This window comes from Flavobacterium sp. WC2509 (genome assembly GCF_052683105.1).
Map to the genome: position 1 here is coordinate 3,615,725 of NZ_JBQZFG010000001.1, position 25,109 is coordinate 3,640,833.

Genomic DNA, 25,109 nt, shown 5'->3' on the forward strand with positions numbered 1-25,109 from the left:
TTAATGCTATAAAAAATCGTATTCTATTTTAGTTAAATATAATCCATGTGCCGGAACCGAAAAACCTGCTTTGTCTCTTCTTTTACTTTTTATAATCATTTCAAAATCGTCTAAAGTGATTTTGTGTAAGCCAATATTTATTAAAGTACCTACGATTGATCGAACCATATTTCTCAGAAAACGATTGGCTGAAATAGTGAAAATTAATTTTTCATTTTTTTGTTCCCAACTAGCTTCAAATATACTACAATCAAAGGTATTTACATCTGTATTGACTTTAGAAAAACATTGAAAATCGGTGTGTTTTAATAATAAGCTTGCCGCTTCATTCATTAACTCTAAATCTAATTTTTGATGAAAGTACCAGCTTTGTTCTTGAAGAAATGCATCTTTAAAAGTATTGATATGATATTCATATGTTCTTTTGGTGGCATCAAAACGAGTGTGAGCGTCATCAGCAACTTGAAAAACATCGTAGATGACAATATCTTTTGGTAAAAAAGAGTTGAGTTTGTGAATTATGTTTTTGGTATCAATCGGATTTTCAAAATCAAAATGAGCATACATTTCTTTGGCGTGAACTCCAGTATCAGTTCTTCCAGCTCCCATTAGGCTAATCTCTGTATTGAGAATAACCGAAAAGGCTTTGTTCATAGTTTCTTGAACAGAGGCTGCATTGGGTTGGATTTGCCAACCATGATAGGGAGTGCCGTTGTAGGCTAGTTTTATAAAATACCTCAAGAGTGATGTTCAATTTTCAGTGTTCGTCATTCAGATTTCAGATATTGAGACTGAGAAAGCGTTCATTGAAAGAATTAATATCGGCAAATTTACAAAGTTTTGAATTGATTTTTCCCTTATTTGTAAAATGAACTGTATTTGTTTGCTTGAGTTTTTTGATTTTGCGATTTTCTACTTTAAAATTCTTATTTGATTAAGTTTAGAAGTTCGGCTGCCATCTTTCGACTTGATTTTTAAATTAATCAATTCAAAAGTATCTACTCTGAACTGAATTGATTTGTCGTTTTTTGAAATAATTTCAACGGGTTTATCATTAATGAAAACTTCTAGATTATTAACTTTAAATTCGCCTAAAAAACTAATTTCAAGAGTTTTACCTTCTAGTTTTTTATTTGACATTTGGTAAGAAATATAAGAACGGGTATCTCTCCAAAATTTAGCATCGTCATAACCCGAATCACTTTTTTCTCCTTTATAAAGATGATCTACTTCAGGTTGTTGTTCTCCACAATTTATTTTATCGACAGTTTTTGCTTCAATAGCCAGAGCATCTATTTCTTGTTGTTTCAATAATGCTTGTTTCTCTTTGTAATTTTCTTTTGTATAGGTTTGAAAATACATTTGATAGCGAGCTTCGTGTATTTCAAAAAATGGTTGTAGTTCTAATGAATCTAACTTAAAACGCATATTGCCTAAATTTTTAAGTTTTGAAACATAACTTTCCTTTTCACCTACCAATGCGTACGCTTTATCCAAAGGAATATATTTTCCTTTAGCAACATGTCCCATTCGGCTAGCATCAGCAAATAACCCATCTAAATTTTCCGTAGAAGTTTTGGCTGCTAAAACAATAGGACCATTTACAAAGGCTACCCAATTAGAACCGTCGGGCAAATTTTCTAAATGTGTTGAAGTCTGGAATTTAACGGTTATTTTATCTCCTGATTTCCATTTTTGTGTGAGACTAACATATTGAGATGGTTTGTTTTCAATTTTTTGAACTTTTCCGTTGATAAAAACTTCAAAGTTTTCGGCCCATTTTGGGTAACGAATATTTAAAACAAATGTTTTAGAATTTTTAAGTTTCAAAATCAACTCTGAATTATTTTCATAAGGAAATTTTGTTTTCTGTTCCAATTCTATTCCTTTTTCTTTCCAGTTTAAAGTGGAAGGAATAAAAAGATTTACAAAAATATCAGCATCCGAATGACTATAAATTAATTCACCATATTTAGAATGATTTTCGATTCCTGTACCCACACAGCACCACATACTGGTCTCCGGCTGCGAATATACACGATAATGATTAGGTCGAATAGGAGTGAAGTATACAAAACCTCCTTTATCAGGATCTTGGCTTGAAAGAATATGATTGTAAAGTGTGCGCTCATAAAAATCAAGATAACTCACATCATTTTTGTCTAAAAATAAAGCTTTACTTAAACGTTCCATATTGTAGGAGTTGCAAGTTTCTGGACCTTCGTTTGATTTTAGCATACCACTAAAATTATCTGTAGGATTGAAATGTTCGGCAACACTATTTCCTCCAAAAGCTACACTTCTTTTTTCGGTAACATTTTTCCAAAAAAACTGTGCTGCATCAGACCATTCTTTATTACCTGATAGTTTTGAAATTTTCTCAAAACCAATAACTTTTGGTATTTGGGTATTGGCATGTAAACCAGTTAGTTTGTCTTCTTTTTTAATCAATGGATTAAGAAAGGCTTTTTGCGAAATTTTTTCAGCAGTTTCAAGATATTTCTTGTCTTTTGTAATAATGTATAAATCGGCAAAGGATTCATTTATGCCACCATGTTCGGTTTTTAAAATTTTTTGAATTTGCTCATTTGAAAGTGGTCGAATCAATTCAATAAACCAATCGCCCAGTTTTATTACAATCTCCTTTGCTTTTTCATTACCGGTATAATTATAAGTATCTATTAAGCCCGCAAAAAGTTTATGAATGTTATAGATAGGTACCCAAGTATTATTTAATCCAAAACCACTACCGTCTATATCTCCCTTATGGATTCGATCCCAAAAAACTTTTCCTTGAGGAATTCCGCCTACATAACCATTTCCATCTTTATCTTGACAACGGGCCAATTCAGAAATCATATAATCTAATCGGGTTTTGATTTCCTTATTTCCTGTAGAGGCATACATCATTGATAAAGCCGATAAATAATGACCGCCTATATGTCCATCAAGACCGATGTTTTCCCAGTTGCCATATCGGTCGGCTTTAGTTGGGAGACCTGCAGCTATTAGATAAGGAGCTAATAGTCTGTCTGGATTAAGATCTAATATGTATTTAAGATCAGCTTCTTGAGCCTTTTTGAAAGGACCATTAGTTAATCTTACCTCTTGCAATTTAAATTCTTGCATTTGAGCTATTGAAGAGAACGTAATTAATAGTGCTATAAATAAGCAATATGATTTTTTATTTTTTGCGACTATTTTTTTAAAATTCGTTTTCATAAAAAAAATGCTTTAAAATATTAAGTGTTAATAATACATTTATAAAACAAATATACATATAAAGAATTCGAAACTACGGATAAAAATAAATTTATAAATGTTGATGTAGTTTTCCGACCGTTATTTGATGTGTTTTTTAAAAATTTACCAAATCTAAAAACGATAATCTTCAATCTTAAATTATAACTTTGTGACTTAGTAAAAAATAGGAGGTATAATTGCTTTGCGATATTCTTCGTTACTCCTCACCATAAAAATAATGAAAAAAATTCTCCTTCTTTCCGATACCCATAGTCATATTGATGATACTATTTTAAAATATGTTGCCTTAGCCGACGAGGTATGGCATGCTGGTGATATTGGCGATTTGTTGGTGACAGATACTATAAAAGCATTAAAACCTCTGCGTTGTGTGTATGGTAATATTGATGATGCCAAAGCACGTTTGGAGTTTCCATTGCATAATCGTTTTTTATGTGAAAGTGTTGATGTTTGGATAACGCATATTGGTGGTTATCCTGGAAAATACAATCCAGCTTTGAAGAATGAAATGGCGACAAATCCACCAAAATTGTTTATTTGCGGGCACTCACATATATTAAAAGTGATTTTTGATAAAAAAAATAATTTGTTGCACATGAATCCTGGGGCAGCTGGGAAAAGTGGTTTTCATCAAGTCAGAACGATGCTTCGTTTTGTTATTGATGGTGATGCTATTAAAGATTTAGAAATTATAGAGATTGATAAGAAAGTTTAAGCTCTATAATTGACAATGGGAACTTTTAGATAAATTGAAGTTCCTTTTTTTGGCTTTGAATTAATAGTAAATTCGCCTTTCATATTGTTTATTCGTGCTCGAATTTGGTTAATTCCAAAACCTTCAATAAATTCAAATTGATTGTTTTTAAAACCAGTTCCATCATCTGTTACTTGAATAATTAAATAACATGTGACTTCTTCAATATTGATAATTGCATTGTTGGCACTACTGTGTTTTATGATATTATTGATTAATTCGGCAATGATAAAATACAGTTTCATCTCAAATTCTTCATTATACCTCTTTTTTATTTTAATCAACGAATTAAAAACAATCTTAATTCTTGAATTTGATGTTTTTTCACATAAGTCTTCCAATGCGTATAAAAGCCCAAATCTAACTAATAAAGAAGGCATTAACTCATGCGATAAATTTCGGATTTGTTTGTGAGCTTCTTCTAGGATTCCTTTCGTTTTGTTGATTTCTTCAGGATGTATTTTATATTGCGCGGTAAAAACATTCAGATGCAGACCGGCTGAGGAAAGTAAGGAGCTTATATTATCATGTAAAAAGGTAGAGATTTTTTTTCGTTCTAATTCTTGACCATCAATAGAGGCATTGATAATGTTTTCCTGAACTTTACTTTGAATATCTTTGAGTTTGTTTTTTTGTTTCAAATGTATGTTCTGAAAAAAATAATAAAAAAGAATAATACTGCAGATTAAAATAAAAAGAACAATAATTACAATTTTTTTATTCTGAGACTGCTGTTCAATTAAGATGCATTGTTTGTTTTTGTAAACTGTTTCTATTTTGTCAATTTCTCTTTTGTAGCGATCAATTTCAAGATTAATACCTACAATATTGGCTTTGCTTAATTTTTCTTTAATGTTTAGATCCTCACTTATTTTATTAAATAAACAAAGATTTTCATACGCTTTCTGAGGTTCGTGAATTTTGTTTAAAAATTTCGAATATTCTAAATAAGTAAAGGACAAATCAGACTTCTCATTTCCGGTATTTCCGAAGTCTATTGCTTTCTGGAAATAAGCATCTGCTTTTTCATTTTCATTTACAAAATTATAATACATACCGTTTAACATGTTTAAAGCAACGATAGTTGATTCGCTGCCAAAAATGGATTGGTATTTATTAATATATTCTAAATAGGGGAGTCCTTCTTGAAAATTTCCAATGTCAAAATAGGCCCAGGTAATATTTAGTTTTGTGAAAAATACTTGTTTTTTATTTAAAACTTTTTGACTTTGTTGTAGTGACTTTTTATAATAATAAATTCCTTTATCATATTGTTTTTTGTCAAAACAATAAATGTTTCCCAAATTGTTGTATAATTGATTTTTCAGACTGTAATTGTTGGTCTTTTTTACATAGTATAATCCCAAATTGTAATATTCTAAAGCCTTTAAAGGCTCAGTCAGTTCATCAAAATTAGAGGCTATTATTAAATAAGAATTGGCAATTAAATCATTGTTTTTGTTTTTGATAGCCTGTTCTAAAGCAACTCTCGATTTTAATAATGATTCGTAATAATCACCATCAATTCTGTTGGTTCTTGCATCATTTAACAAAGTAGTTATTTCTATATTGGAAAGTACTTTGTTTTGAGCAAGTGAAGTTTGACTAAAAAGTATTAGAAGTAAAAAAGAAATTAATAGTCGAAACCTAATTTGAAACATATTTTTTATTGAAGCGATAAATAAAAGAAATTACAATTTTTAAAATGTTGAATTAATATATGACCAAATGATTGTTCATGGCATACTTAACGATACCAATAGTGTTTTTTGCTTTTAGTTTCTTCATGATGTTTTTTCGATGCGTTTCAACTGTATTAGTGCTAATAAATAGTTGTTCGCTTATTTCTTTACCACTATATTCCAGGGCAATCAAAATGATGATTTCTATTTCTCGTTCCGTTAATAATGGATTTACATTTGGCTTGTACGTATTTAGTTTTGGATTGTTTTTGGTAGCATGACTAAATATTTTTTCTCTAATGGTTTCACAAAAATATTCTTCACCATTAGCAACAGCCTGCACTGCTTCAATAATACTATCACCAGCACATTGTTTAGTCAAATAGCCAGTTACTCCCATATCCATGATTTCTTTAATTAACTTTAAATCATCATAGCTTGAAAGGATTATTACTCTGCATGGAAAACCTTTAACGGCAAACTCCTTAACAACTTCAATTCCGTCTTTTTCAGGCATGCTAATGTCTAGAACAAGAACATCAGCCTTATTGTTGACAACATCTTGGTAAACAGTAGTCCCATTGAGTGAAAAGCCAACAACTTGAAAATTTGGAACTGTATCGAGTAAAGTTTGAATTCCGTGAATAATTATTTGGTGATCATCTGCAAGATGAATTTTAACATTCTTTGCCATAGTTTTAATAACTGTATCCAAATTTATAAATAAAGATTATTATTGAAGCTTTTTTTAATATAATTATATTAGAAAAATGTTAAATAAAAAAAACCCGAATTGTTACATTCGGGATTTCTTCGCACATTAATAAATTAAATTTTATAGGTTTATCTCAACCGATCCACAGATTTTACAAGATCTTCATCCTTCTTGATGGCTTTATTAGCTAAAACTAATAAAATGATTGCCAAGATAGGTAGAAACATCCCAATACCTTTCTCAGAAACAGTAACTGCTTCTCCAGATAAATTTAGTGAATGATATACAAACAATCCTAATAAAATCAAATTTAATACGATATTCAATCTGTTGGCTACAAATTGAGTTTGTCTTTTTTTAAATGATATGATGCTATAAACTGTTATTGCTGTACTTAGACCAAGTAGTATAGCGTAAATTTGATTTTGCATAAAAAAATAATCCTTGCCATCACTCAATGTCCAAAGAGGAAATATAAATGGTAAAATACCTAATAATAAAAAGGTAAGAATTAAATAAATGGTTTGAATTCGTTGTATCATGTCTTTGTATTGTTTTACAAAAATATATTTTCTTTTTAATAAATACTATTGTATGATAAATTTTATTTGTATTATTGCAAGACAATACCGTAAGCACTTCATACTGCGGGTTATTAAAATAAGATACTACCTAAAAAATCTTTTGCATTATTTTCCAAATTAATTAAACAAATAGAACATTCATGTTTGATATTTCTGTATTAAAAGAATTGAAGCTTGCTGAGCTTCAAGATATAGCTAAAAAGGCTAAAACAATTAAATTTAACGGTGTAAAAAAAGATACTTTAATTAGTCTTATTTTGGAACATCAAGCTGTTGCTGTTGAATCTACTCAAGAGGGAAAATCAGAAGAAGAGAAACCGAAAAGAGTTCGAATTGTTTCAGAAAAAAAAGTGGCAATCCAAAAAAATGTAGCTCCTGTTTTATTTGAAAATGAAGAAATAAAGGAAAATACAGAAGCAATACCTGCGCCAGAGAAAAAAAGCAAAGTTGCTGAAACTGTAGTTACTCCTATTAAGGAAGATAAAGTTGTTACTAAAGAGGAGGTTAAAGTTGTAAAGTTCAGTAAGTCAGCTTATGAGAAAAAGATGGCTTTGCAAAGAGAAAAAGAAGCTTTGAAAGAAGCTACAACTATTGAAGAAACAATTCCGGATTCTAATCCAGAAGTAGTAGTTGAAAAAACAGAAAATACGATTCCGGAGAAAAAAATAAATCCGAATCAACTAAATAAAAAAGGGCAAAATCCAAATAATAAGATTAACCCAAATCCAAACGGAAATTCCAATCAAAACGGAAATTCTAATCAGAATCCAAATCCTAACGGAAATTCTAATCCAAGTCAAAACCAAAACCAAAATCCTAATTTTAAGAACAAAAAAAGCAATTTTAAAGATGCTGATTTTGAATTCGACGGAATTATAGAAAGTGAAGGCGTTCTTGAGATGATGCCTGATGGATATGGTTTTTTACGTTCTTCAGATTATAATTATCTGGCTTCACCAGATGATATTTATTTATCTACTTCACAAGTTCGATTATTTGGTTTAAAAACTGGAGATACTGTAAAAGGTGTAGTACGACCGCCAAAAGAAGGAGAGAAATTTTTTCCTCTTGTTCGCGTTTTAAAAATTAATGGACATGACCCACAAGTAGTTCGTGATAGAGTTTCTTTTGAGCATTTAACTCCTGTTTTTCCTTCTGAAAAATTTAAATTAGCGGAAAAACAAAGTACTATTTCTACACGAATTATCGATTTGTTTTCTCCAATTGGAAAAGGACAGCGTGGTATGATTGTGGCACAGCCAAAAACGGGTAAAACGATGTTATTAAAGGATATTGCTAATGCAATTGCAGCCAATCATCCTGAAGTATATTTGATTGTTTTATTGATAGATGAACGTCCGGAGGAGGTTACAGATATGCAACGTAGTGTGCGTGGTGAAGTTATAGCTTCTACATTTGATAGAGAGCCACAAGAACATGTTAAGATTGCTAATATTGTTTTGGAAAAAGCAAAACGTTTGGTAGAATGTGGTCATGATGTTGTAATTCTTTTAGATTCTATTACGCGTTTAGCTAGAGCATACAATACAGTACAACCAGCTTCTGGTAAGGTTTTAAGTGGAGGTGTTGATGCCAATGCTTTACAAAAACCGAAGCGTTTCTTTGGAGCAGCCCGGAATGTAGAAAATGGTGGATCTTTGAGTATCATAGCCACTGCTTTGACTGAAACTGGTTCAAAAATGGATGAGGTGATCTTTGAGGAGTTTAAAGGAACTGGAAACATGGAATTGCAATTGGATCGTAAAATTGCTAATAAACGTATATTTCCAGCTATTGATTTAACTTCTTCAAGTACTAGACGTGATGATTTATTATTGGATCCTAAAACATTGCAAAGAATGTGGATTATGAGAAAAATGCTTTCGGATATGAATCCAGTTGAAGCGATGACTTTGATCAATGATCGATTCAAACAAACTAGGACTAACGATGAGTTCTTAATCTCTATGAATGATTAAGAAGAAATAGCAATAACAATTTCAAAAATCAATTTTTTTAATTTGGTTTAATAGAATAAAAAAACTCCAATTTTTATATTGAAAATTGGAGTTTTTTTGTAATTGAATTTTGTAATTGATATTGAAATTTTACTCTTTACGTTCCAACAAAGCCATGTAAAAACCATCAAAACCTGATTCTGAGGCTAATATTTTTCTGTCAGTTATGAAGTTAAATTGTTTTCCAATATCTGTTGTCAGGAAACGAGCGATTTGTTCTTGATTTTCAGAAGGTAAAATAGAGCAGGTTGCATAAACTAATTTACCGCCTGGCTTTACAATTTTAGAGTAGCTTTCTAAAACTTCCGATTGAACTTTTCGAATGTTATCGATGAATTCTGGTTTTAACTTCCATTTTGAATCGGGATTTCTTTTAAGAACTCCTAATCCGCTGCATGGGGCATCAATTAAAACTCTATCAGCTCTTTCGTGAAGTTTTTTGATCACTTTTGTAGAGTCAATGATACGATATTCAATATTGAAAGCACCATCTCTTTTTGCTCTAAGCTTTAATTGTTTTAGCTTACTTTCGTATAAATCCATTGCAATTAATTGTCCTTTGTTTTCCATCAAAGAAGCGATATGCAAAGTTTTTCCTCCAGCACCAGCACAAGTATCAACAACACGCATACCAGGTTTTACATCCAGAAAATGTGCTACTAATTGCGAATTAGCATCTTGAACTTCAAAGAAACCTTGTTTGAAAGCATCAGTTAAGAAAACATTGGCTCTTTCTTTTAAAACTAAAGCGTCTGGTTGATCTTTTAGAAATTCCGTTTCGATGTTTAAATCCATCAAAATAGCTCTAAGATTTTCTTTGGTAGTTTTAAGGGTGTTAACTCTTAAAATTACTTTAGCAGGTTGGTTTTGAGCCGAAATTTCGGTAGCCCAAACTTTTTCTCCTAATTCTTTTACACCTAATTCATCCATCCAGTCCGGAATAGACTCTTTTAGTGCTCTTGTTTTTGAAAGTTCGTCAAAACGTCCTTTTATTTTTCTTTCAGGAGTTCCTTCTAATTGTCTCCAATCTGGAATTGGATAACCTCTTAACACTGCCCAAACAGAGAACATTCTCCAAAGATTATCTCTATCATAAGGTTCTTTTACCTCTGCAATTTCTCCGTATAATCTTTTCCAACGTACGATTTCGTAGATGGTTTCTGCAACAAATTTTCTATCGGAACTTCCCCAGCGTTTGTCTTTTTTTAGGGATCTTGCTACTACTTTATCAGCATATTCTCCTTCGTTAAATATAGCATTCAGGGCGTCGATAGTTGTATAAACTAAATTTCTGTGTAATCTCATTTTGAATAATTGAAATGCAAAGGTACTATTTATTGGTCAAAAACTATGTTTTATATTGTAATCAAAAAAAAAACACTGTTTAGAAACAGTGTTTTTAGTATTTATTTAGTTTTTAACGAAAACTCTCGTTAGTTCAATTTTCTCTGGCGGATGAAGTACCATTGGGAATTTTTCTATTTTTACAGAACTACTGTCCAGACCAAAAGCACTTTCTTCCGACAAACTTAGTTTCTTGATAAAGAAATAAGAGTTCATTATCAGTTTTTCATGCCACAATAAATCACTGTCATTGGATAGGAATTTCTCAGATAATACGAATTTGAAATCTCCAATAATGTTGTTTTTGTTTAGAGATTCATATCTACTGGTAATATCTACTTCACCATTCTTAACCATGTCTTTGATTACTTCTCTAAACATTAAGTTTATTTTGGTAGGTTCTCTAAATCCTAGATTGAAATCTACTCTATATAAATCATCTTTAAGAATTTCTCTTACTTTGTATTCTGTTTTATAAGGCTCTGATAAAATATTTACGTGAACAAACCAATATATATCCGCTCTTTTAGGTCTTTTTTGCAAGATAGAATACATTACTTTTTCTTCTATTTCATCACTGCGATTGGCATTAGTCATGTAAACCAAGTGAGTTGCGTATTTTGGGATTGATAAATCTGCACTTAGTTCGCTTAGTACTTTTTTATAATCATCAAATTTTACAAATTTTGTATAGCTTTTGTTAATTTGTTTGGCTCTATACCAAATGGTCATTACACCAATTAGCATCATTGCTATAAAGAGAGTTACGTAACCACCCTCTGCAAATTTTGTGATATTTGCAGCAAGGAAACTTAATTCAATGCTAAGGTAAATAGTGATTAATGGAACAAAAAAGTACCATTTTACTCGTTTCATTATTAAATAGAAGTTCAATAATATGGTAGTCATTATCATGCATAAAATAATGGCTAAACCATAAGCATGTTCCATGTTGCTGGATTCTTCAAAATGTAATACAATTCCGATACATCCAATAAGAAGCAACCAGTTTATTGAAGGAATATATAACTGACCTTTTAATTCTGTAGGATATTTGATTTTAACTTTTGGCCAAAAACTCAATCGCATTGCTTCATTTATTAAAGTAAACGAGCCTGAGATAAGGGCTTGTGACGCAATTACAGCAGCAACAGTTGCTATAACGATTCCAAAAGGCTTAAACCACAATGGCATTATTAAATAAAAAGGATTGGCAAAATCACCACCAAGTGCTTGTAAAGTTGTTCCTTCGTGGTGTATTAAATAAGCAGCCTGTCCAAAATAATTTAAAACCAATGCTGATTTTACAAAAATCCAACTTATTCTAATGTTTTTTCTTCCACAATGCCCCATATCAGAATATAGTGCCTCAGCTCCTGTGGTACATAAGAAAACAAATCCTAATACAAAGAAACCTTCTGGGTGAATGGATAATAAATGGTAAGCATAATATGGATTTATTGCTTTGAAAACCTCTGGATGTAATGAGATTTGACTGATACCCAATATTGCAAGCATTAGAAACCAGATTAGCATCATTGGAGCGAAAAACTTTCCAACTAACTTGGTTCCAAATTGTTGAATGGTAAATAATACAACTAGAATTCCAATAACGATAGGTACAGTATTAATCTGCGGGAAATAACTTCTCATACCTTCGACAGCCGAAGATACCGAGATGGGAGGGGTAATGATTCCGTCTGCAAGTAAGGCACTACCACCTATAATAGCGGGGACAATGAGCCATTTAATTTTAGTTTTTTTAACCAGGGCATATAAGGCAAAAATCCCACCTTCTCCATGATTATCTGCACTTAGTGTTATGAGTACGTACTTGATTGTTGTTTGTAGTGTTAGTGTCCAAAATACACAGGATACACCTCCCAAAACGACATCAGCATTAATTACATATTCGCCAAGTATGGCTTTCATTACATATAATGGAGAAGTACCAATATCTCCATAAATAATTCCTAAAGAAATTAATAAACCACCTAAAGTTAATTTACTATGGAGGTCTTTGTGCGTTGCGCTCATCTAATATTTTTATAAAAACTGGTCAAATTTACTATTTTTCAATAAAAAAAAGGGACTTATTTATTAAAATAATAAAAGAGGCCTAATATGTTAATATTAAGCCTCTTTTATAGTTTTTATATTTATTTTAAATTCTTCGGTTGTTGCTTCTTACTGCATATTCATTATTTGAGTGTGATTCAGCTCTCTGAGTGTTATTCTCTCTAGAGGAATTATTTCTTTGAGATTGTGTTCTTTGAGAATTATTTTCTCTTGAAATTTCGTTTCTATTTTGAGAATAGTCTCTTTGAGGTTGTGCTCTTTGAACATTGTTTTCTCTTGAAGGGCTAGTCGTATTTTGTGAATAATCTTTTTGAGTATAATTTTCTCTAGAAGAATTCCCTCTATTTTGGTTGTAATCTCTTTGAGGTTCATTTTTTTGTACGGTTACTACTCGTGGAGAACTAGTTCTGTTTTGAGTATAATCCTTTTGATATTCAATCGTTGGCTTGTTTGCTACTCTAGAAGAATTTGTTCTGTTTTGAGAATACTCTCTTTGAGAATTGTTATAATTAGTGCTGTTTCTTGAATAAGTAACTTCATTTCTATTACCATTTGTATTGTTGTATCTTCTTTGATCCAATTCATATCTGTTTGAATAGCTACTATTTCTTTTTGAGAAAGCATATTCAGGGTGTCTTCTTTCGTAGCTATTGCAACTATATGATGTGTAAATTGCAGGAGCACGGTAGCATCTTCTATAATTTACATAATTGTAAGTATTACGGTAATTTACACATCCATAAACATTTTGTCTGTATCTGTAAACTGGATATGGGTTCCATGCAACATAGAAATTTGGATAAATATTCCATGACCAAGTTGAATAATAGGGACGGTAATAACTAGTCCAAAAAGAAGCATAAATTTGTGGAGTTAAGCAATATTGTGGTTCGTAAATATAATTTTGCCCATAAATAAATGCGTTCCCAACAATTTGAATGGATATTTTATTGCTTCTGTCTTTTTCAATTTCTATTGTTGCTACATCTTGGTATAAATCACGACCAAGTATCGATTGAATTACAACTACGTGTGTATTACTTTCTACAGATTCTATTACTCTTAAATAGTCTACTTGATTATCATTATTTAAGTCTAAATTTGAAATTTGAAGCTTAGGATCATTTAAGCGTCTTTCAAAATCATTTAAGTTTTGAGATTCACCAAAAATAGATGATACTGCAGTCAAATCAAGATTATCGCTTATATCTGAGTTCGTAGCGCTTATTGTAGTTCTATTTTGTGCGTTCGTTTGAAAGGCAAAAAAAATAGCGGTAATTGCGGCTAATTGTAATTTGGTTTTCATGGCTTTTTAAATTAAATTGTTGTATTGTCATCTATACAACAACTGTGCCAGAAATATGTATTATTGGTAATGGTTTTTAAATAAAATTATATATTTGATTTTAAATATCAGTTTTTGATGAATAAAATATTTTTATTTTCCTGTTTTTTAATAGGTTGGATTTTGCATAAGCGAAATATTGAAATAAAAAAAATCCCGTTTTATAAAAATTTTTATAAAACGGGATTTTTTGAATTAATAACCAATTATTTATTGGAACCTTTATCTTTATATTGTTGCAATAGTTTTCTGTTGAAATCTTCTTCTGCTTTTTTTAATTTTAATATTTTAATCGAAGGAAGAACTTCTTTGATGTTAGCTATGAATCTTTTTCTTAAATTGAATAAATCTTCTTCATTATCTTGAATTTGTCCCAAAAGAGCACTAGCTTCTTTCTCAGATAATTTGTCAAGATTATCACCTTGCATTCTTTTAAAATAGCCTTTCATTTTTTGATGCCTTAATTCAAATTGCTTATCATCATAAGTGTTGTATAAAGGCCAAAATTTTTCTGCTTCGCTAGAAGTAAGATCAAGTTCAGTTGTAAAAAAGGCAACTTTCATAGCTCTAATTTGTTCTTTTTTATCTTTAGAGCTATCGTTTTGAGCATAAAAATTAAAAGATAAAAAAAGAAAAAGTATGGGGAATAGTTTTTTAAAGTTCATATTTTTTATGTTTTTGAGTGTATTGTTTTTGTGGTATTTTGAGTTTAATTTTCAATTACAAGATTTTCGATATTTGGGTTTGAAGCTAACATGTCTTCTAATGTTTGAGTTTCAACTTCTTTTGTGTCTAGAATAATGATATTACTTTCAGGATCAATTTCATTTATTATTTCATCTTGATTCAGATGAGTTTCTTCTGTTAAATAATTTTCAAGAGTAGCCGAGTCGAGTTCTTTACTTTTTGAGTAGGATTGGTATGCAATCGGAATCATTAGCGCAAGTGTTAAGACTGCAGCAATAGCTAAAAGGACTGTTTTTCTTTTTCTAAAAATAGATACAACTTTAGTTTCTTTAGCAATTGGTTCTTTTGATAATTTTTCTATAAAAGTTGCTTCGAAATTTTCAAAGTAGTTATCAGGAGTTTTAAAGCCTAATTCTATTTTTGGCGTGTTGTCTAATTTAAATGGTGTCATGATGTAATTTTTTTTAATGAAATAGATAAATGATAATCGTTTTGTTATCAAATATTTGTTATTGTTATTTCATAATATGTATTGGACTTAATTGTGTTTAAAAGGTTTAATTGGTTGTTACAAAAGCTTCTATTTTTTTTACGGCATGATGATAGGATGCTTTCAAAGCTCCTACAGATGTGCCAACTATCTCTGATATTTCTTCGTATTTTAAATCTTCAAAATATTTCATTTTAAATACTAACTGTTGTTTTTCGGGTAATTGAGCAATAGCTTTTTGTAATTTGATTTGAATTTCGTCTCCATCAAAATAAATATCGGCTTTCAAATTGTCAATTGCTTTGCTTTGTAATTCAGCCGATGAAATGCCACTTTTTTTTGCTTTTTGATTTAAAAAAGTCAATGCTTCATTGGTTGCAATGCGATACATCCAAGTAAATAATTTGCTTTCCCCTTTAAAGTTTTTTAAATTTTGAAATACTTTTACAAAAGTGTTCTGTAAAACATCATTAGCATCGTCATGATTCAAAACGATGTTTCGAACATGAACATATAATGGTTTTTGATAATCTTGCATGAGTCGCTGAAACGCTTGATTTTGCGTTTGAGGATTCAATAGACTAAAAATAAATTCCTTTTCGTCCTGCAATTTGCTTTACTTTTAAACTTTGACGGTGATAATTATAAAAGGTTTAATCTGAATTTAATTTATTTAAAAATCAAATTCATTTTCATGTTTAACAGGGGCAGGATGGGGCGCAAGACTATCTTTTACAATTTTCTTGTATACTTTAGGGACAGGAACCACTTTAGGTGTAATCGGAAAGTATATTTCTGTTAGCCATTTTGAAGGGCTTAGGTTTTCGTTTTTTCCTTTTGTAAAAATTTCTAGATAAGAAAAAGTAGAGCCAGTTTGAATATTCTTAGCGGTTTTATATGCGGCAGTTTCAGCTAAAGCTTTGTTTTTATAAGTGTAATTACCAGTTAAACTTGTTTTTAATGCATTAAAAGCAACTAATTTCCCAGCTAATATATCACTTCCTTCACTAGTGAAAATTTGCTCTTTTATAGGAATACAAAATGAAACTTTTGTCAAATCTTTGATAGAATCATAAGTATGGTAAATTATAAATGGTCTCCCATTTTCAACTATGTTATTTTGTTTGCAAAAAGCAATAATTTTTGGAAAAACTGCATTTGCATTTCTTGTAATATCTGATATTTTACTGGTGAATGATTGTCTTAAGTAATACGTTTCTAGTTTTTGTACAATTCCATTTATTTTTACAGCATAAGAATTGTTTTCAAAATCAAGTGTTTTGCCAAGATTTATTAAAGATTTATCATAGACCTTAGTCAAAGTGTTTTTTGCACCGACATTAAAAAAAGAACTTACTTTCAACATAAAATCCATTTTCCCAACAGATTTCCATGTTACTTTTGTTCCACCTATAGTATCTTTAAAACTCCAATAAACATCAGAAGAAGTTTCGTTAAATCTCATTTTCTGAACAATACTATCGTTTCCTTTAGTATATGAAGTTTGAATAGTACCAACATCATTACTTCCTTCCCAAGTAAATGAGCTTCCATTTCCTATAGTTGATGGCGAAAATGATGATTTCATTGATGCATCTGAGGAACTCCATGAACTGAATTTTGGCCAGTTTTTTAAATCATTAACATAGTTAAAAACCGTAGCCTTTGGAGAATTGATTACTTTACTGCTTTCTACTGTGAAATTTCCCTTTTGTGTTGCAATATATATCGTAAGTGCTACAAAGCTTAATAGTAATAAAAGAAGAAGATATTTAATGATTCTCATAATTGGGTCGATGATTTTTTCTGTTGTAAAGTTAAAAATTTAATTAAGTATTACTACAACATCAATTCATAAAATCTCAGAATTCTGTTCGCATGTATAAATAGTAGTTTTGTTATTAATTTAACGCAAAAGTTTGTTGTTTATGTTAGCAATAAGAACGAATAGCATTTTTTGAAAACATGAACTTGTCGATTATCAAATCTTTGTTTTTTTAAAGATAAAAAAAGAAAAAGATATTGTTGTTATTGAGTCTAAAGAAAGTTTTTTCAGTTTTTACCTGTATTTACCACAATAATCTAACCTTATTTTAAAACTAAAATTGGACATATATATTGTGATTTATTTAGAAAATTAATTTTTCAGAGATGAGGAATGTTTAAATTGGTAATTATTATTTGATGAATTTTTATTATTTGTTTAAAGAATGAATATATTTGTTGCGTATTTATTTGTTTAACATCTAAAATTATAAAAAATGAAATTAGTTAAAATAGTAGGTCTTTTTATGACTTTTGCAATTTCAGCAGTTTGTAATGCGCAAAATGATAAAAAAGTTATAGCAAAAAAGAATGAGAATGTGTCTTTTTCCTTTTTTGTTGAACAGTTTTCGGATATAAAAGTTTTGAGATACCAAATTACAGGTTGGGAAAATCTTAGCTTAAAAGAGCAAGAGTTGGTTTATTATCTAACGCAGGCGGGGACTTCAGGACGTGATATAATGTGGGATCAAAATTATAGATACAATTTAAAAATCCGAAAAGCATTAGAGAATATTTATCAAAATTATAAAGGGGATAAAAATAATGCCGATTGGAAGAATTTTGAAATTTATTTAAAAAGAGTTTGGTTCTCAAATGGTATTCATCATCATTATTCTTCGGATAAAATTAAGCCAGATTTTTCGATAGCTTATTTTAATACTTTGCTAAAAACTACTAAAACTAATTTATCTACTGAGATCGTTGCTATTTTATTTAATGATGTAGATTCAAAAAAAGTAAATCTTGATACTGCAAAAGGTTTGCTTGAAGGTTCTGCTATTAATTTTTATGATAAAGGAATCACTCAAAAAGAGGTTGAAGCTTTTTATGCCAATAAAAAGAGTCCTGATCCTAAGAAGCCATATTCTTTTGGTTTGAATTCAAAATTGGTTCGCAATGCTAATGGACAATTAGAAGAGAAAGTTTGGAAAAGCGGTGGTATGTACGGAGCTGCAATTGATAAAATTATTTTCTGGTTGGAAAAAGCTCAAAAAGTTGCTGAAAATAAAAAGCAAGGTGATGCAATTGGACTTTTGATTCAATATTATAAAACAGGAGATCTTAAAACTTGGGATGATTATAATATTGCTTGGTTGCAAGCTACAGAAGGAAATATTGATTATATCAACAGTTTTATTGAGGTGTATAATGATCCATTAGGATACAGAGGTTCTTATGAAGGTGTAGTTCAGATTAAGGATTTTGATATGTCTAAAAAAATGGAAGTGGTTTCTAAAAATGCACAATGGTTTGAAGATAATTCTCCATTGGCACCAGAACATAAAAAGAAAAACGTAGTTGGTGTTTCTTATAAAACTGTTGTTGTTGCTGGAGAATCTGGGGATTCGTCACCAAGTACGCCAATTGGGGTAAATTTACCAAATGCAGACTGGATTCGTGCTGAGCATGGTTCTAAATCGGTTTCACTAGGGAATATTATTGATTCTTACTCAAAAGCTAGCGGAAAAGGTAGATTGCAAGAATTTGCAAATGATCCAGAAGAAATTAGATTGGCTGAGAAATATGGTGAACTAGGGAGTAAATTACATACTTCTTTGCATGAAGTTGTAGGACATGCATCAGGACAAATAAATCCAGGCGTTGGAACTCCAAAAGAAACTTTAAAAAATTATGCTTCAACACTAGAAGAAGGTAGAGCTGATTTAGTAGGATTGTATTATTTATACAACCCAAAAATTCAGGAAATTGGATTGGTAGATAATTGGAAAGAATTAGGAATGCAATGTTATGATAGTTATATCCGAAATGGATTAATGACGCAATTAGTGCGTTTACAATTAGGTACAAATATAGAGGAAGCTCACATGAGAAACCGTCAGTGGGTGAGTGCTTGGGTTTATGAAAAAGGTAAAAAAGATAATGTTATCGAAAAGATTACTCGTAATGGGAAAACATATTTTAATATTACCGATTATGAGAAACTACATGATTTATTTGGACAATTATTGAAAGAAGTGCAGCGAATTAAATCAGAAGGTGATTTTGAAGCTGGTAAAGCATTGGTAGAAAACTATGGTGTAAAAGTGGATCAAAAACTGCATGCCGAAATTTTAGAACGTAACAAACAGTTTCCAGACGCTCCATATAGCGGTTTTGTAAATCCAGTTTTGGTTCCTAAATTGAACGCCAAAGGTGAAATAATCGGAATAGAAGTGAAACAACCAAAAACTTTTGCTGAGCAAATGTTGCAATATTCTAAAAACTATAGTTTTCTGCCTTTAGAAAATTAACTAATTTTAAAGAATATGAAAACGCCCACACAGTAATGTTGGGCGTTTTTTTTGTGAAAGCATGAAAATTCAATTTAAAAAATCTTAGAAACTTAGTTACTCAGAGTCTTAGAATCTTTTTCGAATTAATGCTTAAAATATATTTTGATAACGAATAGAAGTCCGATAAATACCAAAAAAGCAATTAAAATTTTATAGTTTCCTTTGTAGAAAATTTGGTGTAGGTTAGCATCTTTTCGATAAGCAAAGATCATTGCGATAACAAAAGCTATAAAAAAACAGAGTGCAAATACTAATTGACCTTGGCTGAACATGTTTGAATATTTTTTTTGGCAAATTTAGGTAATAGTTTAGAAATAGTTGTTAATTTTCCGTTTCAAATCAATAATTATAAAGGATGCAAAAACAAATCAACGCTGTGAAGGAATTTCATACAGCATTTAGAATAGGACATAGCGAAACTCCAATCGCAGATTTGGGAGATAGTAAAAAAGAACTTCGTTATAATTTAATGAAAGAGGAAAATGAAGAATATCTTGAGGCAGTCAAAAATAATGACTTGGTAGAAATTGCCGATGCTTTGGGAGATATGATGTATATTTTATGTGGTACAATTATAGAACATGGATTACAGCATAAAATTGAAGAAGTTTTTGATGAAATTCAACGTTCTAATATGAGTAAATTAGATGACGATGGAAATCCAATTTATAGAGAAGATGGAAAAGTGATGAAAGGACCAAATTATTTTAAACCAGATTTTTCTAAAATACTTTTATAGAATTGTAATTGTAAAAAAAATCCCAATTGTTTTAGGCAATTGGGATTTTTTGTAAATGTAAATTATGATTATACTTTAACAGTCCAACCAAATGTATCTTCGGTTAGCTTGTTTTGAAGATTTGTTAGTTTTTCTTTTAATAAGGAAGCAAAAGAATTTTCGGTTTTAGGTAATTCATAATAAACCTCTTTGTATGAATATCCAGCAATAGGATTTACTACTGCAGCAGTACCAGCTCCAAAAATTTCTTTTAAAGTTCCATTTTTAGAAGCTTCTACCAATTCAGAAACCAATACAGGACGAACCTCTACTTTGATTCCTTCTTTTTCAGCCATTTCGATAAGACTTTTTCTAGTAATACCATCTAGAATTCTTTCGCTCACAGGTGCAGTCAATAAAGTGTCATTTATTCTAAAGAATACATTCATTGTACCTGCTTCTTCAAGTTTGGTATGTGTTGCATCGTCAGTCCAAATTACTTGTTGGAATCCTTCTTTGTTAGCTAAATTAGTAGGATAGAATTGCGCAGCATAGTTACCAGCAGCTTTTGCAGCACCAATACCACCATTTGCAGCTCTACTAAAATGTTCTGCGATTAATACTTTTACTTCTCCAGAATAATATGCTTTGGCAGGAGATAATAATATCATGAATTTATATTCGTCAGATGGATTAGCAACAACTCCAGCTCCAGTAGCAATCATGAAAGGTCTTATGTACATAGTACTTCCGTTTCCATTTTTTACCCAAGCTTCGTCTAATTTTAATAATTGTTTCAATCCTTCGATGAAAACAAATTCAGGTACTTCTGGCATAGCCATTCTTACCGCAGAAGAATTAAAGCGTTTGTAGTTTTCATCTGGTCTAAAAAGCCAGATATCATGATTGTCATCTTTGTAAGCTTTCATTCCTTCAAAAATAGCCTGACCATAATGAAACACTTTTGCAGATGGATCAAGCAAAAGAGGAGCATAAGGCTTAATGACTGGCTGTTGCCATTCTCCATTGATAAAATCACATTCTAATAAATGATCTGTAAATACAGCTCCAAAGCTTAAATGATCAAAATCAACATCATTTATTTTTGTAGTAGTAGCTTTTATTGTTTCTATTTTGTTGGTTTGAGTGGTACTCATAAATTAATACTTATGTTGTTTTTTGAAATATGAAATTGTTGAATTAATAAAAAGCTCCAGTAAATGCAATTTTCTGTTACCTAAATATTATGATTGCAAATTTAAATAAAAATCAAATAAAAAGTTGTCAAAAAAGCATTAATTATGGTGTTTATATGTCATTTATTTATTGTGTAATTTTATTTAGGAAATGGCATCAAATACTATGGATTTTATAAAAAATATGGTTTTTAAATAGTGATAAGAAATTCTTTTATTTAATTTTGGAAGCATTATAATGCATTGAGATACACTATTACTACAAAAAAAATATTTTGGAAAGAGAAATTATACGCACATCCGATGGTTCCACAACAATTCATATTAAAGAATGGGATGAATGTTACCATTCTAAACATGGAGCGATACAAGAAGCTAAACATGTGTTTATTAAAAACGGATTGGCTTTATTTCCTAATCAAAAAGTTTCTATCCTGGAAATTGGTTTTGGTACTGGTTTAAATGCTTTTATAACATATTTGGAAGCAAAAGAATTAGGGCAGGCGATTGATTATGTTGGAGTGGAAGCATTTCCAATTTCAGCAGAAGAATTGCAATCTATGAATTACCCAGAAGAATTAAATGCTTTGGATTCGAAAGTGATTTTTGATAAAATGCACGACTGTAATTGGGAAGAAAAAAATAAGTTAACTGAAAATTTTTCGCTAACAAAAAGAAAACAATTTTTTGAACAAATTGATGATATTGAAAAGTTTGATTTAATTTATTTTGATGCTTTCGGATATAGAGTTCAGCCTGAATTATGGACGGTTTCGGTGTTTGAAAGAATGTTTAAATCTCTTAAAAATAACTCTGTATTAGTTACTTATGCCGCAAGAGGAGTTATTAAACGAAATATGTTGGAAGTAGGATTTACTGTTGAGAAATTGGCTGGACCTCCTGGGAAAAGAGAAATGTTTAGAGCTAGAAAATAATTTTTAATGAATCCTTTTGGGGATTGAGACTGTTTACGAAAACGTTATAATTTTAAAAAATCTGTGTTAAAAAAAAGATTTGTATTTGAAAAAAAATGTACATTTACTTCCAGTTAAAATCAAGATATAACCCCGAAAATCATAATTTATTATGTCTAAAATAATGTTTGATTACACAAAGTCTGTGTTGGAAAGAGTGAGTTTTGACCCAGCACTTTTTTGTAAGGAATTAGAAAAAGCAATAAAAACGTTGTTACCTTTCGAATTGGATCAATTAAGAGAATGGCTTTTAAACTTCACAATTGAGAAGCCTGAATTGAAACAATGTTTGATTATTGTAAATGGATAATATAAAGAGGAATCATTAATTTGGTTCCTCTTTTTTTATGAATTCATTTTATTTCTTATTGGTTATAAACGGTATTTAAAATTATGTGTTTTTTAGCGCATCGCCCTTTTTACCCATAAATTTAAAAAATCTGAATCTATGATAATTTTCAAAGTTAAACTTTTGCAGATTTATAGATTTCTAAATAAAACCTATGGATTTGTAATTTATAATGTTTTAACTTTAAGAAATAAATATCTTACAATAAAATCATAAAACGAGTAATTTGTCGACTTATTTTGTTTTTTATGGATTATTACTGCGCGAGTAAATGAATTATTTTAATACTTTTGCAACTGTTTACTAATTCAAATTTTTAATTCTTTTTTGTTATGTCACGAGTTATTTATGATTATACAAAATCGATTCTCGTAAGAGTGAGCTTTGATCCTATACTTTTTGAAAAGGAATTAAAAAAAGCAATAAACGACTTAATGCCTGATGAAATTGAACAATTGTATGACTGGTTGATGTTTTTTACAGACGAAAAACCAGAATTAAAAAGTTGTTTAATACACTTAGGTCAGAGGTAAAAAAAGGAACCATTTTGGTTCCTTTTTTATTTGTATTATTTCTTTAAGAGCGGACTCACAATTTGTACATTTTGGAAAACGATAGCACCTTTCACAACTCCAGAAATAGTGCTTCTTAAGGCATCAATAATTTGAATTTTTAATTCACTTTTCGGATAAATTAAACTAACCTCACGAGCGGGTTTAGGTTCTTTAAAATGTCTCAGTTTTAATTTATCTGAATCTTTTAAATCCAATGTATGTAAATAAGGAAGTAGTGTAGTTCCCAATCCCTCATCAGCTAGTTTTATTAATGTTTCAAAACTGCCACTTTCTATTTGGAAAGTTTTAAGACCTATTTCATTTCTGTTTTTGCATAAATTTAAAATCCCGTCTCTAAAACAATGACCATCTTGAAGAAGCAAAATATCATTGATATTCAAATCATCTATTTCAATTTCTTGTTTTTGAAAAATAGCATTGTTTTCAGGAATATAGGCTACAAATGGTTCAAAATAAAGCACAATTTCTTTTATTTTTTCATCTTCTAGTGGTGTTGCGGCAATAGCTGCATCTAGATTTCCATTTTTTAATTTTACTATAATTTCATCAGTGTTTAATTCCTCAATGATTAATTTTACTTTTGGATATTTCTTAATGAAATTATTTAAGAACATCGGTAGTAAAGTAGGCATGATAGTTGGGATGATTCCAAGTCTGAATTCGCCTCCTATAAAACCTTTTTGTTGTTCAACAATATCTTGAATCCTATCGGCTTCATTGACAATATTTTTAGCTTGATTTACAATTTTTTGACCAATATCAGTAAGTTGTATTGGTTTTTTGGTTCTGTCAAAAATTTGAATATTAAGCTCATCTTCAATTTTTTGAATTTGCATACTCAGAGTAGGCTGTGTTACAAAACATTTTTCGGCGGCTAAAGTGAAATTTTTGTGCTCAGCTACTGCTAATACATATTTGAGTTGTGTGATGGTCATTGTATAGTGTTTTTTTATGCAAATATAAAAACAATCAATTTAATTTATAGTTGTTTTTTGAGTTTATTGCATAGATTTGATAATAAATAAAATAAAAATAATGTTCACCAAATTTATCGAGAGCTAAAAATAAATAAATATATGAAAACAAATGTTTTAGGATTGCCAGTAGAAGAGTCAGAAGTTATTATAGTAGAATTGAATGTATTATTGTCTAATTATCAAATTTATTATCAAAGTTTGAGAGGTTTACATTGGAATATCAGGGGAAGACGTTTCTTTGATTTACATTTAAAATTTGAAGAGTTATATAATGATTCTCAATTAAAAATTGATTTGATTGCCGAAAGAGTTCTGACCCTTGGCGGCAGACCATTACATACTTTTGAGGATTATATCAAGTTCAATCAATTGCCAATTGGGAAAAATATTTCTAATGACGAAACTAGTATTCAGCTAATTGTAACTTCACTATCTCAATTATTGAAAATAGAAAGAGAAATTCTAAGTAAAGTTTCGGAAATTAATGATGAAGGGACAAATTCGATGATGAGTGATTTTATTGTAGAGCAAGAAAAAACCATTTGGATGATGAAGGCTTGGCTGGAAGAGACTTTGTAAATATTTACAATAATAAACAGCCTATTTATATTTTTTAATTTATTTAGGCTGTTTTTATGTTAAAAATTGATTATTTTTTTAAAACTAATTTTTTTGTTCAAGTTCTATCTGCTATTTTTGTCCTCATGAAAATTTTTGCAAGCATTGTATTATTGTTTTTTGTTTTATTTCTAGCGGCGCCAACAATAGTGGCATGCTTAGAAAAAGACAGTGATAATACTAGCCTTTGCGGAAATACTAACAACTCTTCATTTGAAGAATTAAAACATGATATAAAGTATTATACTTTTAATTCTTTTTTGGAAATTTCTTTTTTAGGTTTAAAAAAAGTTTCTAGTCTTATCATTTTTGAAAATTTATCGAAACATGAAATAATTAGTGCTTCTATATTCATTCCTCCTCCAAACAAATTATAATTCCCCTCTTTTTATCATCATTC

At 30.1% G+C, this 25,109-nt stretch carries 24 protein-coding genes; 9 read left to right on the plus strand and 15 right to left on the minus strand.

Going from position 1 to position 25,109, the window contains the following annotated elements; genetic code table 11:
• Positions 1-6: 6 nt before the first annotated feature.
• Positions 7-741 carry a tRNA pseudouridine(38-40) synthase TruA gene (truA, locus tag ACUN3A_RS15150; RefSeq protein ID WP_445552121.1) on the minus strand — a complete coding sequence of 245 codons (735 nt, stop codon included), beginning with the start codon at positions 739-741 and terminating at the stop codon, positions 7-9.
• A 171-nt stretch (positions 742-912) separates the two neighbouring features.
• The gene (locus tag ACUN3A_RS15155; protein ID WP_445552122.1) at positions 913-3,129 is read right to left on the minus strand and encodes a beta-L-arabinofuranosidase domain-containing protein; all 2,217 of its coding nucleotides are present in this window, start codon (positions 3,127-3,129) and stop codon (positions 913-915) included.
• A 352-nt stretch (positions 3,130-3,481) separates the two neighbouring features.
• Between ACUN3A_RS15155 and ACUN3A_RS15160 the strand changes: the two genes are divergently transcribed.
• Positions 3,482-3,979: a metallophosphoesterase family protein gene (locus ACUN3A_RS15160; RefSeq protein WP_445552123.1), complete on the plus strand. Its 498-nt coding sequence runs from the start codon at positions 3,482-3,484 to the stop codon at positions 3,977-3,979.
• On the opposite strand, the gene ACUN3A_RS15165 is transcribed toward ACUN3A_RS15160, so the two are convergent.
• The 3 genes from ACUN3A_RS15165 to ACUN3A_RS15175 form a co-directional block, all read right to left on the minus strand.
• Complete coding sequence (locus ACUN3A_RS15165; protein WP_445552124.1) at positions 3,976-5,679, minus strand: ATP-binding protein; 1,704 nt, start codon at positions 5,677-5,679, stop codon at positions 3,976-3,978. The genes ACUN3A_RS15160 and ACUN3A_RS15165 overlap by 4 nt on opposite strands.
• A 52-nt stretch (positions 5,680-5,731) precedes the next feature.
• Complete coding sequence (locus ACUN3A_RS15170; protein ID WP_445552125.1) at positions 5,732-6,394, minus strand: response regulator; 663 nt, start codon at positions 6,392-6,394, stop codon at positions 5,732-5,734.
• Positions 6,395-6,543: 149 nt separating this feature from the next.
• Complete coding sequence (locus tag ACUN3A_RS15175) at positions 6,544-6,957, minus strand: DUF4293 domain-containing protein (protein WP_445552126.1); 414 nt, start codon at positions 6,955-6,957, stop codon at positions 6,544-6,546.
• 182 nt (positions 6,958-7,139) lie between these two features.
• Here ACUN3A_RS15175 and rho point away from each other — a divergent pair, with 182 nt between their 5' ends.
• Positions 7,140-8,978 carry a transcription termination factor Rho gene (gene rho / locus ACUN3A_RS15180; protein ID WP_445552127.1) on the plus strand — a complete coding sequence of 613 codons (1,839 nt, stop codon included), beginning with the start codon at positions 7,140-7,142 and terminating at the stop codon, positions 8,976-8,978.
• Between the two features lie 129 nt (positions 8,979-9,107).
• Here the strand turns inward: rho and ACUN3A_RS15185 are convergent, their stop codons facing one another.
• The 7 genes from ACUN3A_RS15185 to ACUN3A_RS15215 all read right to left on the minus strand — a co-directional run bounded on the left by ACUN3A_RS15185 (position 9,108) and on the right by ACUN3A_RS15215 (position 16,748).
• Positions 9,108-10,322 carry an RsmB/NOP family class I SAM-dependent RNA methyltransferase gene (locus ACUN3A_RS15185; protein WP_445552128.1) on the minus strand — a complete coding sequence of 405 codons (1,215 nt, stop codon included), beginning with the start codon at positions 10,320-10,322 and terminating at the stop codon, positions 9,108-9,110.
• Positions 10,323-10,427: 105 nt separating this feature from the next.
• Positions 10,428-12,398, minus strand: coding sequence for a KUP/HAK/KT family potassium transporter (locus tag ACUN3A_RS15190; RefSeq protein ID WP_445552129.1), 1,971 nt, complete (start codon positions 12,396-12,398; stop codon positions 10,428-10,430).
• A 127-nt stretch (positions 12,399-12,525) separates the two neighbouring features.
• A complete protein-coding gene (locus tag ACUN3A_RS15195) occupies positions 12,526-13,746 on the minus strand; it encodes a hypothetical protein (protein ID WP_445552130.1) in 1,221 nt (406 codons plus the stop codon).
• Positions 13,747-13,991: 245 nt separating this feature from the next.
• Complete coding sequence (locus ACUN3A_RS15200) at positions 13,992-14,450, minus strand: sensor of ECF-type sigma factor (protein ID WP_445552131.1); 459 nt, start codon at positions 14,448-14,450, stop codon at positions 13,992-13,994.
• Between the two features lie 44 nt (positions 14,451-14,494).
• Positions 14,495-14,923 (minus strand): hypothetical protein, encoded by a 429-nt coding sequence (locus tag ACUN3A_RS15205; protein WP_445552132.1) that lies wholly within the window; start codon positions 14,921-14,923, stop codon positions 14,495-14,497.
• A 106-nt stretch (positions 14,924-15,029) separates the two neighbouring features.
• Positions 15,030-15,572 (minus strand): RNA polymerase sigma factor, encoded by a 543-nt coding sequence (locus tag ACUN3A_RS15210; RefSeq protein WP_445552133.1) that lies wholly within the window; start codon positions 15,570-15,572, stop codon positions 15,030-15,032.
• Between the two features lie 63 nt (positions 15,573-15,635).
• Positions 15,636-16,748 carry an SRPBCC family protein gene (locus ACUN3A_RS15215; RefSeq protein ID WP_445552134.1) on the minus strand — a complete coding sequence of 371 codons (1,113 nt, stop codon included), beginning with the start codon at positions 16,746-16,748 and terminating at the stop codon, positions 15,636-15,638.
• A gap of 505 nt (positions 16,749-17,253) precedes the next feature.
• Here ACUN3A_RS15215 and ACUN3A_RS15220 point away from each other — a divergent pair.
• Complete coding sequence (locus ACUN3A_RS15220) at positions 17,254-19,260, plus strand: dipeptidyl-peptidase 3 family protein (RefSeq protein WP_445552842.1); 2,007 nt, start codon at positions 17,254-17,256, stop codon at positions 19,258-19,260.
• A 125-nt stretch (positions 19,261-19,385) separates the two neighbouring features.
• On the opposite strand, the gene ACUN3A_RS15225 is transcribed toward ACUN3A_RS15220, so the two are convergent.
• Positions 19,386-19,574, minus strand: coding sequence for a hypothetical protein (locus ACUN3A_RS15225; RefSeq protein WP_445552135.1), 189 nt, complete (start codon positions 19,572-19,574; stop codon positions 19,386-19,388).
• Positions 19,575-19,657: 83 nt separating this feature from the next.
• Here ACUN3A_RS15225 and ACUN3A_RS15230 point away from each other — a divergent pair, with 83 nt between their 5' ends.
• The gene (locus tag ACUN3A_RS15230) at positions 19,658-20,041 is read left to right on the plus strand and encodes a hypothetical protein (RefSeq protein WP_445552136.1); all 384 of its coding nucleotides are present in this window, start codon (positions 19,658-19,660) and stop codon (positions 20,039-20,041) included.
• Between the two features lie 68 nt (positions 20,042-20,109).
• Here the strand turns inward: ACUN3A_RS15230 and ACUN3A_RS15235 are convergent, their stop codons facing one another.
• Positions 20,110-21,177, minus strand: coding sequence for a branched-chain amino acid aminotransferase (locus tag ACUN3A_RS15235; protein WP_445552137.1), 1,068 nt, complete (start codon positions 21,175-21,177; stop codon positions 20,110-20,112).
• A 314-nt stretch (positions 21,178-21,491) separates the two neighbouring features.
• On the opposite strand from ACUN3A_RS15235, the gene mnmD reads away from it, so the two are divergent.
• The 3 genes from mnmD (at position 21,492) to ACUN3A_RS15250 (ending at position 23,072) form a co-directional block, all read left to right on the plus strand.
• Entirely contained in the window at positions 21,492-22,151 is a 660-nt protein-coding gene (gene mnmD, locus ACUN3A_RS15240) for a tRNA (5-methylaminomethyl-2-thiouridine)(34)-methyltransferase MnmD (protein WP_445552138.1), read from the plus strand.
• Positions 22,152-22,302: 151 nt separating this feature from the next.
• Positions 22,303-22,500, plus strand: coding sequence for a hypothetical protein (locus ACUN3A_RS15245; protein ID WP_445552139.1), 198 nt, complete (start codon positions 22,303-22,305; stop codon positions 22,498-22,500).
• 371 nt (positions 22,501-22,871) lie between these two features.
• Entirely contained in the window at positions 22,872-23,072 is a 201-nt protein-coding gene (locus ACUN3A_RS15250; RefSeq protein WP_445552140.1) for a hypothetical protein, read from the plus strand.
• Between the two features lie 35 nt (positions 23,073-23,107).
• Here ACUN3A_RS15250 and ACUN3A_RS15255 read toward each other — a convergent pair whose 3' ends face one another.
• Positions 23,108-24,049: a LysR substrate-binding domain-containing protein gene (locus tag ACUN3A_RS15255; RefSeq protein ID WP_445552141.1), complete on the minus strand. Its 942-nt coding sequence runs from the start codon at positions 24,047-24,049 to the stop codon at positions 23,108-23,110.
• Between the two features lie 141 nt (positions 24,050-24,190).
• On the opposite strand from ACUN3A_RS15255, the gene ACUN3A_RS15260 reads away from it, so the two are divergent.
• Together ACUN3A_RS15260 and ACUN3A_RS15265 are read left to right on the plus strand one after the other, a co-directional pair.
• On the plus strand, positions 24,191-24,670 hold the full coding sequence (locus ACUN3A_RS15260) for a Dps family protein (protein ID WP_445552142.1): 480 nt from the start codon (positions 24,191-24,193) through the stop codon (positions 24,668-24,670).
• Positions 24,671-24,726: 56 nt separating this feature from the next.
• Positions 24,727-25,086, plus strand: a complete 360-nt coding sequence (locus ACUN3A_RS15265; protein WP_445552143.1) for a hypothetical protein — start codon at positions 24,727-24,729, stop codon at positions 25,084-25,086.
• Positions 25,087-25,109: the final 23 nt, after the last annotated feature.

What these genes read in the sequence shown, in the direction of transcription:
- ACUN3A_RS15155 (WP_445552122.1), bottom strand. Translation starts at nt 3,129, where the DNA reads ATGCAAGAATTTAAATTGCAAGAGGTAAGATTAACTAATGGTCCTTTC.
- ACUN3A_RS15160 (WP_445552123.1), top strand. Translation starts at nt 3,482, where the DNA reads ATGAAAAAAATTCTCCTTCTTTCCGATACCCATAGTCATATTGATGAT.
- ACUN3A_RS15165 (WP_445552124.1), bottom strand. Translation starts at nt 5,679, where the DNA reads ATGTTTCAAATTAGGTTTCGACTATTAATTTCTTTTTTACTTCTAATA.
- ACUN3A_RS15170 (WP_445552125.1), bottom strand. Translation starts at nt 6,394, where the DNA reads ATGGCAAAGAATGTTAAAATTCATCTTGCAGATGATCACCAAATAATT.
- ACUN3A_RS15175 (WP_445552126.1), bottom strand. Translation starts at nt 6,957, where the DNA reads ATGATACAACGAATTCAAACCATTTATTTAATTCTTACCTTTTTATTA.
- rho (WP_445552127.1), top strand. Translation starts at nt 7,140, where the DNA reads ATGTTTGATATTTCTGTATTAAAAGAATTGAAGCTTGCTGAGCTTCAA.
- ACUN3A_RS15185 (WP_445552128.1), bottom strand. Translation starts at nt 10,322, where the DNA reads ATGAGATTACACAGAAATTTAGTTTATACAACTATCGACGCCCTGAAT.
- ACUN3A_RS15190 (WP_445552129.1), bottom strand. Translation starts at nt 12,398, where the DNA reads ATGAGCGCAACGCACAAAGACCTCCATAGTAAATTAACTTTAGGTGGT.
- ACUN3A_RS15195 (WP_445552130.1), bottom strand. Translation starts at nt 13,746, where the DNA reads ATGAAAACCAAATTACAATTAGCCGCAATTACCGCTATTTTTTTTGCC.
- ACUN3A_RS15200 (WP_445552131.1), bottom strand. Translation starts at nt 14,450, where the DNA reads ATGAACTTTAAAAAACTATTCCCCATACTTTTTCTTTTTTTATCTTTT.
- ACUN3A_RS15205 (WP_445552132.1), bottom strand. Translation starts at nt 14,923, where the DNA reads ATGACACCATTTAAATTAGACAACACGCCAAAAATAGAATTAGGCTTT.
- ACUN3A_RS15215 (WP_445552134.1), bottom strand. Translation starts at nt 16,748, where the DNA reads ATGAGAATCATTAAATATCTTCTTCTTTTATTACTATTAAGCTTTGTA.
- ACUN3A_RS15220 (WP_445552842.1), top strand. Translation starts at nt 17,254, where the DNA reads ATGACTTTTGCAATTTCAGCAGTTTGTAATGCGCAAAATGATAAAAAA.
- ACUN3A_RS15225 (WP_445552135.1), bottom strand. Translation starts at nt 19,574, where the DNA reads ATGTTCAGCCAAGGTCAATTAGTATTTGCACTCTGTTTTTTTATAGCT.
- ACUN3A_RS15230 (WP_445552136.1), top strand. Translation starts at nt 19,658, where the DNA reads ATGCAAAAACAAATCAACGCTGTGAAGGAATTTCATACAGCATTTAGA.
- ACUN3A_RS15235 (WP_445552137.1), bottom strand. Translation starts at nt 21,177, where the DNA reads ATGAGTACCACTCAAACCAACAAAATAGAAACAATAAAAGCTACTACT.
- ACUN3A_RS15245 (WP_445552139.1), top strand. Translation starts at nt 22,303, where the DNA reads ATGTCTAAAATAATGTTTGATTACACAAAGTCTGTGTTGGAAAGAGTG.
- ACUN3A_RS15250 (WP_445552140.1), top strand. Translation starts at nt 22,872, where the DNA reads ATGTCACGAGTTATTTATGATTATACAAAATCGATTCTCGTAAGAGTG.
- ACUN3A_RS15255 (WP_445552141.1), bottom strand. Translation starts at nt 24,049, where the DNA reads ATGACCATCACACAACTCAAATATGTATTAGCAGTAGCTGAGCACAAA.
- ACUN3A_RS15260 (WP_445552142.1), top strand. Translation starts at nt 24,191, where the DNA reads ATGAAAACAAATGTTTTAGGATTGCCAGTAGAAGAGTCAGAAGTTATT.
- ACUN3A_RS15265 (WP_445552143.1), top strand. Translation starts at nt 24,727, where the DNA reads ATGTTAAAAATTGATTATTTTTTTAAAACTAATTTTTTTGTTCAAGTT.